The organism is Enterococcus thailandicus, assembly GCF_001886265.1.
GTDB classification, from domain to species: Bacteria; Bacillota; Bacilli; order Lactobacillales; family Enterococcaceae; genus Enterococcus_B; species Enterococcus_B thailandicus.
Window position 1 is genome coordinate 73277 of record NZ_JXLE01000010.1, and the last position, 16321, is coordinate 89597.

Here is a 16321-nt window from a genome sequence, read left to right on the forward strand (position 1 = left end):
CAAAGGAGAGTCAATATGTCATTTTTAAAAGGAAAAAAAATCGTCATTATGGGCGTCGCAAACAAAAAGAGTATTGCGTGGGGCTGTGCCGAAGCTATGCAAAAACAAGGAGCAGAAATCATCTATACTTATCAAAATGAACGCATGAAAAAATCTTTACTAAAATTAGTTGGTGAAGATGCTTTTACTGTCGAGTGTGATGTCGCTAGTGACGAGAGTATCGAGCAAGCAATGGACGCTATCGGCGCTTACGCTGGTGAGATTCACGGACTTGTTCACGCAATCGCTTATGCAAATAAAGAAGAATTATCAGGAAATGTTTCAGATATCTCCAGAGATGGTTATCAATTAGCACAAGATATCAGTAGCTATTCCCTAATCGCTGTCACAAAATATGCGCAAAAATATTTAGCACAAAACAGCGGAATCGTCAGCATGTCTTATCTTGGATCTGAACGTGCAATTCCAAACTACAACATGATGGGAATCGCTAAAGCATCACTTGAAGCAGCCATTCGTTACTTGGCTGCAGAACTTTCACCAAAAGGTATCCGTGTCAACGGAATTTCTGCTGGTGCAATTAAAACTTTAGCTGTGACAGGCGTCAAAGATTACCAAAAACTAATTCAACTATCTGAATCACGTACACCAGATCAACAAGGTGTCACAATTGAAGAAGTCGGCAATGCTTGCGCGTTCTTGATTAGTCCACTTTCAAGCGGTATGATTGGTGATATCGTTTATGTGGACAAAGGTGTTCACTTATCATAAAAATCGTTAGCATTATTTAGAAACAACTGATAAAAAAGCGGTTGGCGCTGATGCGTCACCCGCTTTTTTTCACCTACTATTTGATTGAGTAACAACAAAAGAAGCTGGAAAATAACTCTCCAGCTTCTTTGTATTTTTCTTTGTGCTAGTCCACTACTTGGATCCAACCCTCAGGTGCTTCTACGTCACCAAATTGAATGCCAGTTAATTCGTCATATAAACGTTTAGTTACAGGCCCCACTTCAGTTTCACTGTAGAAAACATGGAGTTGATTATCATGATAGATTCCGCCAATTGGTGAAATAACTGCCGCAGTCCCACACGCACCTGCTTCTGCAAATTCATCAAGCTTGTCAATGAAGACGTCTCCTTCGATGGCATCCATCCCTAAACGTTCTTCAGCAAGCTGCAGCAACGAATATTTGGTGATACTTGGTAAAATAGATGGTGATTGTGGTGTGATGAATTTTCCATCTTTTGTAATTCCAAAGAAATTCGCCGCGCCAACTTCTTCAATTTTTGTATGCGTCGCTGGATCTAAGTACACACAATCAGAATAGTCTAATTCATGTGCTTGTGTTCCAGGTAATAAGCTAGCTGCATAGTTCCCGCCCACTTTAGCTGCTCCTGTTCCTTTTGGTGCAGCACGATCGTAATCGGAAACGATAAAGTTCGTTGGTTTTAATCCACCTTTGAAATAAGCACCAACAGGCGTACAGAAGACAACAAATAAATATTCTGGTGCTGGGTGCACACCAATATTTTCTCCTACACCAATCAATAAAGGTCGCAGGTATAACGTTGCACCTGTCCCATAAGGTGGTACGAATTCCTCGTTCGCTTTGACAACTTCCTTGACTGCATCCACAAACATTTCTTCCGGAACCATTGGCATCAATAAACGACGTGCACTTTGGTTCATTCGGCGACTATTTTGTTCAGGACGAAATAGATTGATTTTTCCATCTTTTCGACGATACGCTTTTAATCCTTCAAAACATTGTTGCCCGTAATGTAACGCAGGTGATCCTTCGTGAATCGTTAAGTAATTATCTTCTGTTAACTCACCTTTGCTCCATTCTCCATCTTTCCATTTAGCAATGTAGCGCCAAGGTGTTTTGATATATGAAAACCCAAGATTATTCCAATCTATTTGCATATTCGTGTCCCCTTCATGTTTTTCTCCATATTTTACCATTCGCTTAGTTGTTTGTCATTTTTATTTTGAAAAACACTTTTTCTCTTCCATTTTCTTTTTTTCTACTTCTTGATACAATGTTACAAAGAACGAGTGAAAGAAAAGAGGATTCTATGTATTTAGCACAAATAACAGAAACAAAAACATCATCAAGTGAAACAATTACCGACCAAGCTGTCCAGCAAGTAAATGCTTTCCAACGATTTTGGAATGAGATTGATTGGGACGCGATCCTTGCAACGTTTATCGAAAAAACACTTTATCTGATTTTTCTAGTAATTCTTTTTAGTGTTTTGAGCAAAATTGGAAAATACTTACTTGATAAGTCATTTAGCCAATATTCCAAAAAAGCCAGTTTGAACGAGAGTCGTTTAAAAACTCTCCACAGTTTACTTCATACAATTTTCCATTATACACTTGGCTTCTTCTTTATCTATGCGTTGTTGTCCGTCATCGGTGTGCCGATTGGTTCCTTATTGGCGGGTGCCGGAATCGCCGGGGTTGCCATTGGTTTAGGTGCACAAGGCTTCATGAATGATATGATTACCGGTTTTTTTATCATCATGGAGCAGCAAATGGATGTTGGTGATTATATCCAGTTAGCAAATTTGTCCATTGAAGGCACTGTTGTTTCCGTGGGGATTCGTACGTTACAGTTAAAAGCAACAGATGGAACTGTTCACTATATTCCCAATCGAAATATCACCACGATTAGTAATTTATCACGGGCAAATATGTTAGTTCGTTTAGATATCCGAATCGTCCCTGAAGAAGGTTATGATAAAATTCAAGCTGTCATTCAACAAGTCAATCAACAGCTGGCAGAAAAATATCAAAATGAGTTGCAAACTGAACCAACGATTTTCGGACTTGTTGATTTAGGTAATAGTAACTTTGCGATTCGAACAATTTGTTACGCACTAAACGGCAAACAATATGTCTTAAAAGAGGAATTTCTTAGTGCATATGTTCAAGCATTGACGACAGCTGGATTTACGATTCCGAATACGCCAGTCGGAACGGTGGGTTAAACATTAACAAATGGGCTCCTGTCATCCATAAAAGAATGCCAAATTCATTTGTGTATTGAATAAAAAGCTCGTTTTATTTCATTTAGTTTTTAGAAAATGAATGCAAGAACTATTTGTTGCTACACGAGTAAATACTATCCGTGTAGCAATAGAAAAAAGGAGAAAAAGAGTAGCTACTCTTTTTCTCCTTTTTTCTATGATTTCTCCATACATCGAATGTGACACATACTTCGTGTAACAGCTTCATTCAACAATCAGTTTACATTTTTATTTATTTCGGCTCTTAGTTCAAATGCTGAAATATAATCCATAAAATAGCTGTCTTTTTTTTCAACACTTTTCGGTGAAATACCAGAAAGAATTTTAGCATCAAATCCTAGCAGAGAACTATTTGTTTCAACCATACCAACTGATTCATCAAGAAAAATATATATTCGCTTATCTTGTAGGAAAGGATCTGTCACACTTTGAATAAAGTATGGGTGCTGATAATAGTTTCTACTTTTTCATTGTCTATTACAAAGAAAAGTTTGAGTGAAACGCCTTTTGATTTATCAAAGTGGATTGAATGAATGATATTGTTTTCTAATCATTCAATCCGTTTTTGCGGAAGAAAATCAATTGGTTTTTCTTCCAGATCAACAAGTTGTTTCAAAATATCGCTTGTTCTTTTTCGATTATCAACATAGATAAACGAGTCTTGGTGCTTTATAAGTAAATCTGAAAAGTCTAACAACTATTTTTCCCTTCTCTAGCTAATAGTTAATATCTCTTGATTAACAATACTAGTAAAAATTATTTTTCTTCATTGATTACTACAGTTAAAATTATTTTTTATAGTTAATAGCTTCATATTTTTTGATATCAACCAAATACAAGTATACCAAAAAAAGAGTCAAAAACAGAAAAGTTTCGGACTCTTAAATGATAAAAAGAAATGATAACTTATGTACCATCCCTCCAAAGCTAGACTTTGAAATCAGGCACAATTTGTAATCTCTTTTTGTATTCATTTTTTATTGAACATTTACGTCCATGACTTGATAGAAAGCATTTACTGTATCACTAATATTCCAAACGGCTAGAATAAGGTGATAACCATTGCGGTTTTGTGGAACAGAGATAGTATGATTAACCAATTTTGGTGGTACTGTCGCATTGTCATTTACTTGACCAATTTGTTCGAAATCGCTAAATTTTAATGGCTGATTAGGATTCCAACCTGGTTTAGTCATGTAATAATCCCAAGTACTTGTTCGATGCTGTGCAGTTAATGTCCAAGAAACATTTAATGAACCTGTATTGATTTGACTCTTATGCCAACGAGTCGCTGTTTGTTCATCTAAAGGCTCAAAACCTGTCACACCAGCACTTGCGATTTTTCCGTCGATAAATGTATTTTTCAATGCTTCAATACTTTGTGGTTCCCACTGTGCACGACCAACGTTTTGATTCAAGTTCCCCGCAGCTGCTGTTCCAAAATAGGCACGACTACCAGGTTGTGTCACATAGCCATGTGCAAACCCAGGAAGACTAAAACCGAATAATCCAATCCCGACCAAAACCAACAATAAAACTTTACCAAGCTTTTTCATAAATGAATCTCCTCTGATTTGATAGTTACATTGTAACCGCTTACTTTTGTTTTGGAAATAAATATGCTTGGCAGTTTGGTTATTAAGTTGCACAACAAAAAAACAGACAGTGACAAAAACCTTTGTCCTGTCTGCCTTCAATCAACCATTTCACATTTAAAATAACCAATAAAATAAAATGATTGTTTTTTTAATTTAACAGATTGATCGTTTCTTTTAGTCCTTCAGTTTTAGAAGTCAAAATATTTCGTCTCTCTAATTCATGGACCATGAAATTCACCGCTTTTAATAGTTCTTTTCGAGTGATGATTCCTTTAAAAACTTTTTCTTCTGTGACAACGGGTAGAAAAGGTGAATTAACTAACAAATGCAACACATCTTCTAGCTCCCAGTTTTCGTCAACTGTCGTAACGCCAACTTCCATCACATCTGCGACCGTCAAGCCCTCTAATGGTTCCATGCTGATATTTTGCAAATCCAACATTTTATTCACTACATCAGATAAACTAATCAATCCGACAAAGCGATCGTTTTTGTCCAAAACAGGAATTTTTGAATATCCGACTTTCGACAAAACAAGTAAGCCATGAGAAAGCGGGTGTTGATAAAGAACATTTGCTACGTTTTCTGCAGGAATCAAAAATGTGTCTTGATTTTCCAACAGCAGTTCTCTTACTACAGGTCCAATCATCGAGTGGCCTCCATTCTTATTTGTTCAACAACTTTATTTTACCGAAACCGGATGCAAAATCCATAAAGAAATGATGAATTTTTAGCAAAAATTAGAAATTAATCCATAAAATCAGCGAGAAAAGTGAAAAACTAATTCTTCTACTGGTTGATGTGCGCGATTATAATAGTGCACATTGATCTCATCGGCTAAACTTTCAATGATTGCATACGATGGAATTTGAATGGGTCCGCGTGGTTGTGAAATACTACCGGGATTTAAAAATAAAATGTCATTTTCCACCTCACAACCAATCTGATGTGTGTGACCAAAAAATGCCATATTGGCTTCTACTGATTGAGCTTCTAGAGCTAACTGAGTCAAATCAAAACGAACGTTCGACAGATGTCCATGGGTAAGATAAATGGTGTCACGACCAGTATTGATGACCTTCTTTGCTTCAAACCCTGGACCGTAATCACAGTTTCCTTGGACAACCTGAAAATTTTCCCACAATGAATCGTCTGCAGGTAATTCTGAATCTCCACAATGAAAGAAAAAGTCAACTTTTGAACGATAGCGTTTGACTAAATCCACCAAAATATCACGGTCACCATGATTATCACTTACAACTAAATAGCGCATTTATTTTGCTCCTTCCAACCACTGTTGCCATTTTTGGCTCAATTTTTTCATTGCTTGTCCGCGATGACTTACTTGATTTTTTTCCTCGCTAGACATTTCCGCAGCTGTTTGCGTTGAACCGTCTGGAATGAACAACGGATCATAACCAAATCCATTTTCTCCCTCAGGAATTCTAGCAATTTTCCCGGGCCACTCTGCTTCCACCACCAAACTATCTTTATCAGGTGCTGCAAAGACTAATGTGCAATGAAATTGTGCTGTTCGTTGTTCATTGGGGACATCTGTTAACTCATGCAATAATTTTGCATTGTTTCCTGCATCACTTTTTGGTTCTCCTGCAAAACGTGCGGAATAAACACCTGGCATCCCACCTAATGCATCGACTTTCAAACCAGAATCATCTGCTAATACAGGCTGCTTTAAAATCTGTGCAATTGTTTCAGCTTTTAAGCGAGCATTTTCTTCAAAGGTTTTCCCTGTTTCTTCTACATCTGGTATTTCAGGATAGTCAAACAAGGTTTTGACTGCATATCCTTCTTTGCCAAACATTTGGCGGAATTCTTCCGCTTTTCCGGGATTTTTTGTTGCAATGACGATTGTTTTTGCTACTTCTGGCGCTTGACTTGCTTCAGTTGAAAGTTCAGTCAACAACGCATGCTTTTGCTCTGCAATCAGCTGTTCGATTGCTGATTTCCCATAAAAAAGCATGTCATTTAATTGTTCACCATCAAAAGTTGCCTCTTCACCCGTTCCTTGAATTTCCACAAATTTGCCAGATTCAGTCATTACTAGATTCATATCAACCAACGCTGCAGAATCTTCTTCGTAATCTAAATCTGCTACGCATTGACCATCAGGCAAGATTCCCACACTAATGGCAGCCAAGTGTTCTTTCAAGGGATCTTCTGTCACTTCTTTTTCTCTGACCAGTTTCTCAACCGCTAATGTTAAAGCGACAAAAGCACCTGTAATACTTGCTGTGCGTGTTCCGCCGTCAGCTTGAACTACATCACAATCAACGATGATGCTTCTTTCACCTAATTTTTCCAAATCGACGACTGCGCGCAAAGAGCGGCCAATTAATCGTTGGATTTCCATCGTTCGACCAGTTAATTTTCCTTTACTGCTTTCACGACGATTTCTAGTATTTGTTGCTCGAGGAAGCATGCTGTATTCCGCAGTGACCCAACCTGTACCAGTTCCTCGCAAAAACGGCGGAACAGAAGCTTCAATTGTCGCAGAACAAATCACTTCTGTGTCACCAAAACTGATGACCACTGATCCTTCGGGGTGTTTGAATACATTGGTACGAATATCAATTTTTCTTAATTCTTGTGCTTTTCTTCCATCATGACGCATGCGCTATTTTCCTCCTAATTCGATATGTTCCACTTCTAACTCATCAAGCGGTAACCAGTCTTGGGCAATTTCTTTAAACAATTTAGGTGAACCTGTTGTGTAAAACTTGCTGATTGTTCGTCCTGGAACGGGCGCGTTACTGATTTCAAAATAATCGAGTAACATAGAAACTTCTCCAACAGTCTCTGCACCTGAGTCGATCAAAGTCACACTTTCTCCCATTACATTTTGAATGATTGGGCGTAACAATGGATAGTGAGTACAACCCAAAATAAGTGTATCTAACTTTTTGGTTAGCAGTGGTGCTAAAGTTTCTGCTACGATTTTCTTTGCAACAGAGGAATGATACTCATTACTTTCCACCACTGAAACAAACTTTGGACAAGGTAAGCTACTAACGGTCAATTCCGGTGCTTTTTCTTTGAGTGCTGATTCATAGGCACCACTTTTAACCGTACCTAATGTTGCAATCACTCCTACTTGTTGATTTTTCGTTGCTTTTAAAGCAGCACGCGTTCCCGGAAGGATAACTCCAATCACAGGAATAGGCAATGTCGCTTTGATTTCTTCTAGAGCCACTGAAGTTGCAGTGTTACAAGCGATCACAAGCATTTTGATTCCTTGATCGACCAAATAGTTAGTCATTTCCCAAGTAAATTGAATCACTTGTTCTGCAGGTCGCGGACCATATGGACAACGCGCAGTATCTCCTACATATAAAATATTTTCATTTGGCAATTGTTTCAGTGCTTCTTTGACAACTGTAAGGCCGCCAACACCTGAATCAATAAAACCTATTGGGCGATTATCTGACAATGGAACCCATCCTTTTTTTTGATTTCATTCTATCTGTCTATTGTGGACTTTTTGGTACAATTTTTCAAGTCTTGAACTTCTTACAAAGCTTGCTTATCACTCTTCTTTTACAAAGAAAAAACCTCAACCCTTTGTTCATTTTTCAACAAAGAATTTGAGGTTTTTTTTAATAACTATATTTTCGTCGCTCCAAAAAGCCCGATAATAATGAGAGTGCGTAACAAATGACAAAGTACATCAACGTCATTGCTACAAACATCGGTAAAACATAATTCGTATTTTGCCCATAAATGATTCGCGCTTGGTGCGTCAACTCTGGTAAAGAAATAATTACGGCTAATGACGTATCTTTAATTAATGAAATCAATTGACTGACAATTGCGGGAATCATTGATTTAAATGCTTGAGGCATGACTATCGTCCGCATCGTTTCAACATAAGTCAATCCAGTTGATAGCCCTGCTTCCATTTGTCCTTTTGGCACGGCATTCAAACCTGCGCGGAATATTTCTGAGAGCATTGCTGATTCAAAAATCGTCAACGCAGCAACTGCTGACCAAAAGATATTCATTTGGATTCCCACTTGGGGTAAAGCAAAATACGTGAAGAAAATGATTAGTAACAATGGCAGATTTCGAATGACATCAATCACCAAACCAACAATTTTGGATAAATAAGGAATATTCGCAAAACGGATCACACCAGTTAAGCCACCAATCAAAAAACTAAAAATGATTGAGACCAATGAAACTTCGACGGTCACTTTCAATCCCTCTAGTAAAAAACGGATATTCATCCATGAAAAAGCACCACTAAAATCCATTCAACTTCCTCCTTCTATGAACGAACTGCCCATTTTTTCTCAAGATGAACCATCAAATAAGAAAGGGGCAACGTAATAATCAAATAAAATAGACCAACAATAATATAGGTATCAAATGTATTGAATGTTTCGCTGGCAATCAAGTCACCTTGATACATCAAATCTAATCCTGCAACCATTGCTAAAATAGATGAGTTTTTCACTAAATTGATAAACTGATTTCCTAACGGTGGAATAACTATTTTAAAAGCTTGAGGCAATACGATGTAGCGCATCGTTTCTGAATAAGTAAAACCTGAAGAAAGCCCCGCTTCCATTTGTCCACTAGGAACCGTTTGGATTCCTGAACGAACCGTTTCCGCAATAAACGCGGATGTATAAATCGTTAAACCAATGGTTCCGGCTTGAAAACCGTTCAATTGTAGCCAATACATAGGTACAACTACATAGAAAAACATGACAATAATCAGTAATGGAATATTTCGGAAAAACTCAACGTAAGCTTTTGCCAGACCATTGACTAATTTATTTTTTGATAACTGAAAAATCGCCATCAATGTTCCAATAACTAAACTAGCTACGAGCGCCAAAACACTGGAAAAAATTGTAATTTTGAATCCTTCTGCAAAGGTCGCTCCATAAGTTTGTATCAATTCACTCATATTGCTCCTCCTTAATCAACTTTGCCATCTGTTTCATTTGGAAACCAGCGTTGATAAATTTCATCATACGTACCATCAGCAATCATTTCTGCTAATGCTTGATTGACCTTACCTAAAAATTCTTCTTGCCCTTTGTTGATTGCAATGCCATAAGGCTCATTGGTGAAGGTTCCCCCAACTAACGTATACGCTGGGTTTTCAGCCGCCATTCCTAAAAGGATCGCATTATCAGTCGTCATCGCATCACCTTGACCTGACTGAAGTGCCGTAAACGCCTCTGCATAATTTTCTAGTTCTAAAATCTTTGCATCTGGTGCATGTTCACGAATATTTGCTGCTGAGGTCGAACCTTTGACAGCCAAAACTGTTGTCGAAGCATCCAAATCAGTCACGCTTTGGATACTGCTCCCTTTTTTGACTAGCAATGATTGTCCAGCATCAAAATAAACATCTGAAAAATCAACTTGTTTTTTTCGTTCATCCGTGATGGTCATCGTTGCGATGATTGCATCAATATTTCCATTTTTCAACAACGGAATCCTAGTTTTCGATGTTACTTCGATAAAATCAGCTTGCCCATCTTCACCAAGTATTTTCTTGGTGATAGCTTTTGCAATATCGATATCAAAACCTTGAACTTCACCAGACTTGATGTCCATCATGCCAAATAAACGAGTATCATATTTGACACCCCAGGTAATCTTATTTGTTTCTTTGACTCTTTCTGCGATATTTTCGTCCGCTACGCTTGTGCTTTTACAGCCAACCAGTGCAAGTAGCACGATACTTAACAGAAAGAGTAAGCGAAAGCTTTTTTGCTTTTTCATACAATTCCTCCTAAATTTTAATGGTTGATTACTTTGCTAATAAATTGTTGCGCGCGTTCTTCCTGTGGATTGTCAAAGAATCCTTTTACGTCACGACTGTCTTCTAACACTTCACCTTCAGCCATGAAGATTACTCGATCTGCTACTTCTTTTGCAAATCCCATTTCATGTGTAACCACGATCATTGACATGCCCTCTCTCGCTAACTTCTTCATAACGTCTAGCACATCCCCAATCATTTCCGGATCCAGCGCTGAAGTTGGTTCATCAAATAATAGCATCTCTGGATTCATCGCTAAACCTCTAGCAATAGCAACACGTTGCTGTTGCCCACCAGACAGCATGGATGGATAAGAATCTTTTTTGTCTAACATATTGACCGTATCTAAAAACTTTTCAGCATTTTTGATTGCCGTTGCTTGATCTTGCTTCAATACTTTAATTGGTGCTAGTGTGATGTTTTCTAGTACAGTTTTATTAGGATATAAATTAAAATGTTGAAAAACCATCCCGATATTTTTACGTACTTCTGTTAATTTTGTCTGTTTATCTCTTAAATCTTTGTTATTTATCAGTAGTTGTCCTGAAGAAATAGTTTCTAAGCCATTGATGCAACGCAGCATTGTACTTTTCCCAGAACCTGAAGGCCCAATGACAACAACTACTTCCCCCTTCGCAAATTCGAGGTTAATATTCTTCAAAGCATGGAATTTCCCATAGTACTTTTCCACGTTCTTAAATTCAATCATTGCCATATCATTACACTCCCATTATTATTTAGTAAGATTTCTTTTAAAGATACCTAATGAAACATATTATATCTGATAATAAAGGGAAATGTAAAGTTTCTACGTTATTTTCTACAAATATCCTCTGTTTTTGAATGTTTGACGCTCTTCGTTTTTCCCTGCATCCTTTCCGCGTTTTTTCGTTTGAATAGTTGTTTCTTCTAAAAAAAAACGGTAAGATATAAAGTGCTAGTCTTACAAATCGTAAAGAGGTGTCTTTTTTGAAAAATATTATATTGACTGGAGACCGTCCAACGGGAAGATTACATCTTGGCCATTATGTCGGTTCTTTAAAAACGCGTGTGGAAATGCAAGCAGACGAAAACAATCAATTGTTTGTCATGATTGCTGACATGCAAGCTTTAACAGATAATGCAAAAAATCCTGAAAAAGTTTCATCTAATGTGCTACAAGTCGCATTGGATTACTTAGCTGTTGGTCTTGATCCGACCAAAACAATTTTATTTATCCAATCACAAATTCCTGAGCTATCTGAGCTAGCCATGTATTACATGAACTTAGTCAGCGTTGGTCGCGTGAAACGAAACCCCACAGTGAAATCAGAAATCGAACAAAAGAAATTCGGTGAAAGTATTCCAACTGGTTTTTTTGTTTATCCGATCTCACAAGCTGCTGACATCACAGCTTTCAAAGCAAATTTAGTTCCTGTTGGCGAAGATCAAAAACCAATGTTGGAACAAACACAAGAAATCGTCCAAAGTTTCAACAATACGTACGGTCAAGTTCTGGTTGAACCAAAAGGCGTCTTCCCTCCAAAAGGCATGGGACGTTTACCTGGAATTGATGGCAATGGTAAAATGAGTAAGTCCTTGGGCAATGGTATTTACATTGCTGACCCAGCAGACGTTGTTCAGAAAAAAGTCATGAGCATGTACACCGATCCAAACCACATCCATGTGGAAGATCCTGGTCAAGTAGAAGGAAACATGGTGTTCACTTATCTGGATGTCTTTGGAACAGATAAAGAAGCAATTGAAGAAATGAAAGCTCATTATCGTCGTGGTGGACTTGGTGATGTGAAAATTAAACGTTACTTGATTGACGTTTTAGAAGCTGAATTTGCACCAATTCGTGCACGTCGTGAAACGTTTGAAAAAGATCCAGCAGCTGTCATGGAAATGTTACGTCAAGGCAGTCTAGCTGCAAAAGAAGTTGCGGCAGAAACTTTAGCAGAAGTAAAATCTGCGATGGGAATCAATTATTTTAACTAACTTTCAAAATCAAAAAAGTGAGAGCCAAAATATTTTCTATTTTGGCTCTCACTTTTTACTAAATAAAACCCAGCCACGAGTTAGACTTTCCTGTCTGATTCGTGGCTGGGTTTTTCTGAATAAGAAAAGACTTAACGAATACTTGCGTGCAAGTTTTCTGTTAACGCATTGGTTACTTTATCCATAGCTTTATTGATTTCTTCATCAGTCAATGTTGCTTCAGGATTTACAAATGTCAAACTATACGCCATCGATTTGTTTCCTGCTTCGATGTTCTCACCTTGATAAACATCAAATAATTGGATTCCTGTTAAGAATTTACCAGCGGATGCTTTGATCACTGTTTCCAATTCTTGGTTTGTTACTTCTTCTTTCACTAGCAAAGCAATGTCTCGACTCACTGCTGGAAATTTTGTCACAGCATGATAAGTAATGCCTGCTTGTGCTGCTTCAATTATTGAAACTAAATCTAATTCTGCAACATACGTTTCTGGAATGTCATACGCTTTGGCAATTGTTGGATGAACTTGACCAACAAACCCAAGGTATTGTTCACCAAGATAGATAGCAGCCGTACGCCCTGGATGCATTTCTGGCATTGTAGTTGCTTGATAGCTAATTTGTTCAGTGATAGCTAATTGAGCAAAAATGTTTTCTAACAATCCTTTAATTGTAAAGAAATCAACTGTTTCTGCTTTTGTTTGCCAATCTTTTTCTTGCCATGTACCAGAAATAGCTAACGCAAGATGTTTTACTTCTTGTGGTAAATGAGTCAAAGGATCATTTTCTTGATAGAATACACGTCCTACTTCATAGAAACCAACATCAGTATTTTTACGCGCGACGTTGTAGTTAACATTGTCCAGTAACCCACTAATCAAGTTCATCCGAAGAACCGAACGCTCTTCACTCATTGGCCAGTCTAAACGAGTAATATTCGTTTCTTTCATTGCGAATTGACGAGACTTTTCTTCAGTCGTCAAGGCATAACTAATCGCTTCATTCAACCCACTGCCTTCAAGCAATGTACGAATTGTTCGTGTGCCTGTCTGCTCTGCTGTCAAGCTTCCAGCAACTGTTTCTCCACTTGGCAACGTTGATGGCAAGCGATCATATCCATAGATACGCGCAACTTCTTCAATGATGTCTGCTTCAATTTGAATATCCCAACGTCTTGGTGGAACAACAACAGAATACGTTTCATTGGTTTCTTGATAATCAAAACCAAGTGCTTCAAAAATTTCGTTCACTTCTGCGCTAGTCAATTTTGTACCTAAATACTGGTTGATTCGTTGTAATGTGATTGGAACTGTTACATCTTCAACTGTTACTTCCGCACCAGCTACTGCACCTGTTAGAACTTCGCCTCCAGCAAGTGCAACGATCATAGCTGCCGCAACATCATTTGCTTCAGCAATCGTTGCATGATTGATTCCCTTTTCAAAACGAGCAGAAGATTCACTACGTAAATTGAATTGTTTGGCTGTTCGACGAATCGAAACTGGATCAAATAAAGCTGCTTCTAATGCTACTGTCGTCGTTGTTTCAGTGATTTCTGAATCCAATCCACCCATGACACCTGCTAAAGCAACAGGAACCTCGCCATTAGTAATCACTAAGTTTTCTGGTGTCAATTTACGTGTTTCACCATCAAGTGTCACTAATTCTTCTGCTTCTTTGGCATGACGAACAACGATTTCCTTTGAACCAAGTTTGTCGTAATCAAATGCATGTAATGGTTGCCCAAACAATAACAGGATATAATTTGTTACATCAACTACGTTGTTGATTGGACGAATTCCTTCGTTCATTAAAAGGTTTTGCAACCATTGTGGGCTTGGCTGAATTTTGACTCCTTCAATTACCCGAATTTGATATGCTGGAACAAGCTCTTTGTCCTCTACAGTCACAGTGATTTTTTCACTTGCCAAACGATCAACTTCAGTTAATTTTTCATCATCGAATGTTGGTGTTTGACGATAGATTGCGCCAACTTCATAGGCAACACCACGCATGGATAGTGCATCTGCACGGTTTGGTGTAATGGATAATTCAATAATTGAATCGTCCATGCCTAGATATGAAAATACTGGTTCACCATTCACAGCCTCTGCTGGAAGATAATAGATACCTTCTGCGTATTCTTTTGGTACTACGCTATCAGAAAAACCAATTTCTTGTAATGCACAGATCATCCCGTTGGATACTTCTCCGCGCATTTTTCCTTTTTTAATCTTCACATTGCCAGCAATCCGTGAATTTGGTAAAGCCACAATGACTTTGATGCCCGCTTTAACATTTGGTGCACCACAAACGATTTGAGACAATTCATCTTCACCAATATCTACTTGGCAAATGGATAAGTGATCAGAATCAGGATGTGGTACACATTCCTTTACTTCACCAACGACGATTTTTTTCAAACCTTCTTCTGGTACTTCGATCCCTTCGACCTCAATACCAGTAACAGACATCTTATCTGCTAATTCTTGTGGTGTCACTGCCGATAAATCAACATATTGGTTTAACCATTTATATGAAACTAACATCCTTTTTTACTCCCCCTTGAACTGACTTAAGAAACGCAAGTCATTTTGATAGAAATTACGGATATCGTTGACGCCGTAACGTAACATTGCTACGCGATCTGGTCCAAGTCCAAAAGCAAATCCTGAATACTCATTTGGATCAATTCCTGACATCTCTAAAACATTAGGATGAACCATTCCAGCACCTAAGATTTCAATCCAGCCAGTATATTTGCAGACATTACAACCCTTGCCTCCGCATTTGAAACAGCTAACATCTACTTCCACTGAAGGTTCAGTGAATGGGAAATAGCTTGGACGTAAACGAATTTTACGATCTTCCCCAAACATTTTCTTCATAACAACTTCCAGTGTCCCTTTCAAGTCACCCATTGTTACATTTTTATCAATCACAAGACCTTCAATTTGATGGAACTGATGGCTATGAGTAGCATCATCAGTATCACGACGGAAAACTTTCCCAGGTGAGATCATCCGTAATGCACCTTTTGAAAAATCATGTTTTTCCATTGTTCGCGCTTGAACAGGTGAAGTGTGTGTACGAATCAAAATATCTTCGGAAATATAAAACGTATCTTGCATATCTCGTGCTGGGTGATCTTTTGGTAAATTCATTCGTTCAAAGTTATAGTGGTCTGACTCCACTTCATAACCTTCAACGATTTGGTAACCCATTCCCACAAAAATATCTTCAATTTCTTCCATAATTTGCGTCAAGATATGGCGTGTTCCTTGTTTTACTTGACGACCAGGTAAAGTCACATCGAGTGTTTCTTTTGCTAAAGCAGCATTCAACGCTTCTTCTTCAAGGACTTCTTTTTTACGTTCAATTTCTGCCGTTAATAAGTCACGAATTTCATTAGCAAAACTACCTACTTTTGGTCTTTCTTCTGGACTAAGATCTTTCATTCCACGAAGAACTTCGGTAATCGGGCCTTTTTTCCCTAAAGTTTCCACACGGATTTGATTTAATTCTTTCAAATCCTGTGCGGCAGTAATTTTAACAATCGTTGCTTCTTTCAAGCTTTCGAGTTGTGCTTGTAAAGACATTGCTGTTTTCCTCCTTCAAATTCAAATACAAAAAAAGACCTCATTCCTATCAAGGAACGAGGTCTTCGCGATACCATCCTAATTTGTGAGTAAAGCTATCAGCTACTCACACACTTACTTGATTAACGACAATTGCCGGCCCAGTATCAAAAACTAGGCGAACTCAGAAAGTGAACTTCATTTTTCAAACACAGAATTTGCTCTCAGTCTATGACAAATCTCCCTGATCTGGTTTAGCCAAACTACTCTTTTTCGTCATGGTTCTTTTTTTATTTACAATTTACAAAATCAATTCTACAAGAATT

At 38.0% G+C, this 16321-nt stretch carries 16 protein-coding genes and 1 other annotated feature; of the genes, 3 read left to right on the forward strand and 13 right to left on the reverse strand.

Translation table 11 applies throughout. The annotated features are described in order from the left end of the window. The first annotated feature begins 15 nt into the window (after window positions 1-15). Entirely contained in the window at window positions 16-771 is a 756-nt protein-coding gene (gene fabI / locus RV17_RS08410) for an enoyl-ACP reductase FabI (protein WP_067482358.1), read from the forward strand. 145 nt (window positions 772-916) lie between these two features. Here fabI and RV17_RS08415 read toward each other — a convergent pair whose 3' ends face one another. Further along, window positions 917-1969, reverse strand: coding sequence for a branched-chain amino acid aminotransferase (locus RV17_RS08415; RefSeq protein ID WP_071868990.1), 1053 nt, complete (start codon window positions 1967-1969; stop codon window positions 917-919). A 113-nt stretch (window positions 1970-2082) separates the two neighbouring features. On the opposite strand from RV17_RS08415, the gene RV17_RS08420 reads away from it, so the two are divergent. Then, window positions 2083-3000 carry a mechanosensitive ion channel family protein gene (locus RV17_RS08420; RefSeq protein ID WP_071868991.1) on the forward strand — a complete coding sequence of 306 codons (918 nt, stop codon included), beginning with the start codon at window positions 2083-2085 and terminating at the stop codon, window positions 2998-3000. A 254-nt stretch (window positions 3001-3254) separates the two neighbouring features. On the opposite strand, the gene RV17_RS13665 is transcribed toward RV17_RS08420, so the two are convergent. From RV17_RS13665 to RV17_RS08470, 10 genes are all read right to left on the reverse strand, one after another. Next, the gene (locus RV17_RS13665) at window positions 3255-3404 is read right to left on the reverse strand and encodes a hypothetical protein (RefSeq protein WP_249024359.1); all 150 of its coding nucleotides are present in this window, start codon (window positions 3402-3404) and stop codon (window positions 3255-3257) included. A gap of 612 nt (window positions 3405-4016) precedes the next feature. Beyond that, a complete protein-coding gene (locus tag RV17_RS08430) occupies window positions 4017-4595 on the reverse strand; it encodes a lytic polysaccharide monooxygenase (protein ID WP_067482364.1) in 579 nt (192 codons plus the stop codon). A gap of 190 nt (window positions 4596-4785) precedes the next feature. Further along, window positions 4786-5286 (reverse strand): cyclic-di-AMP-binding protein CbpB, encoded by a 501-nt coding sequence (gene cbpB, locus RV17_RS08435; protein WP_067482366.1) that lies wholly within the window; start codon window positions 5284-5286, stop codon window positions 4786-4788. A gap of 111 nt (window positions 5287-5397) precedes the next feature. Further along, entirely contained in the window at window positions 5398-5910 is a 513-nt protein-coding gene (locus RV17_RS08440; RefSeq protein ID WP_071868992.1) for a metallophosphoesterase, read from the reverse strand. Further along, on the reverse strand, window positions 5911-7269 hold the full coding sequence (gene rph / locus RV17_RS08445; RefSeq protein ID WP_067482370.1) for a ribonuclease PH: 1359 nt from the start codon (window positions 7267-7269) through the stop codon (window positions 5911-5913). Window positions 7270-7272: 3 nt separating this feature from the next. After that, window positions 7273-8085, reverse strand: coding sequence for a glutamate racemase (gene racE / locus RV17_RS08450; RefSeq protein ID WP_067482372.1), 813 nt, complete (start codon window positions 8083-8085; stop codon window positions 7273-7275). Window positions 8086-8251: 166 nt separating this feature from the next. Further along, window positions 8252-8908: an amino acid ABC transporter permease gene (locus tag RV17_RS08455; protein ID WP_067482374.1), complete on the reverse strand. Its 657-nt coding sequence runs from the start codon at window positions 8906-8908 to the stop codon at window positions 8252-8254. A gap of 14 nt (window positions 8909-8922) precedes the next feature. After that, complete coding sequence (locus tag RV17_RS08460) at window positions 8923-9570, reverse strand: amino acid ABC transporter permease (RefSeq protein ID WP_067482375.1); 648 nt, start codon at window positions 9568-9570, stop codon at window positions 8923-8925. Between the two features lie 11 nt (window positions 9571-9581). Beyond that, window positions 9582-10397, reverse strand: a complete 816-nt coding sequence (locus RV17_RS08465) for a transporter substrate-binding domain-containing protein (RefSeq protein ID WP_071868993.1) — start codon at window positions 10395-10397, stop codon at window positions 9582-9584. 17 nt (window positions 10398-10414) lie between these two features. After that, window positions 10415-11152, reverse strand: a complete 738-nt coding sequence (locus tag RV17_RS08470) for an amino acid ABC transporter ATP-binding protein (protein WP_067482379.1) — start codon at window positions 11150-11152, stop codon at window positions 10415-10417. A 254-nt stretch (window positions 11153-11406) separates the two neighbouring features. Here RV17_RS08470 and trpS point away from each other — a divergent pair, with 254 nt between their 5' ends. After that, on the forward strand, window positions 11407-12417 hold the full coding sequence (gene trpS, locus RV17_RS08475; protein WP_071868994.1) for a tryptophan--tRNA ligase: 1011 nt from the start codon (window positions 11407-11409) through the stop codon (window positions 12415-12417). 131 nt (window positions 12418-12548) lie between these two features. Here the strand turns inward: trpS and pheT are convergent, their stop codons facing one another. Continuing rightward, complete coding sequence (gene pheT, locus RV17_RS08480) at window positions 12549-14966, reverse strand: phenylalanine--tRNA ligase subunit beta (protein WP_067482384.1); 2418 nt, start codon at window positions 14964-14966, stop codon at window positions 12549-12551. A 6-nt stretch (window positions 14967-14972) separates the two neighbouring features. Further along, a complete protein-coding gene (gene pheS / locus RV17_RS08485) occupies window positions 14973-16016 on the reverse strand; it encodes a phenylalanine--tRNA ligase subunit alpha (RefSeq protein WP_067482386.1) in 1044 nt (347 codons plus the stop codon). Window positions 16017-16065: 49 nt separating this feature from the next. Beyond that, window positions 16066-16284, reverse strand: a binding site (T-box leader). Window positions 16285-16321 lie beyond the last annotated feature (37 nt).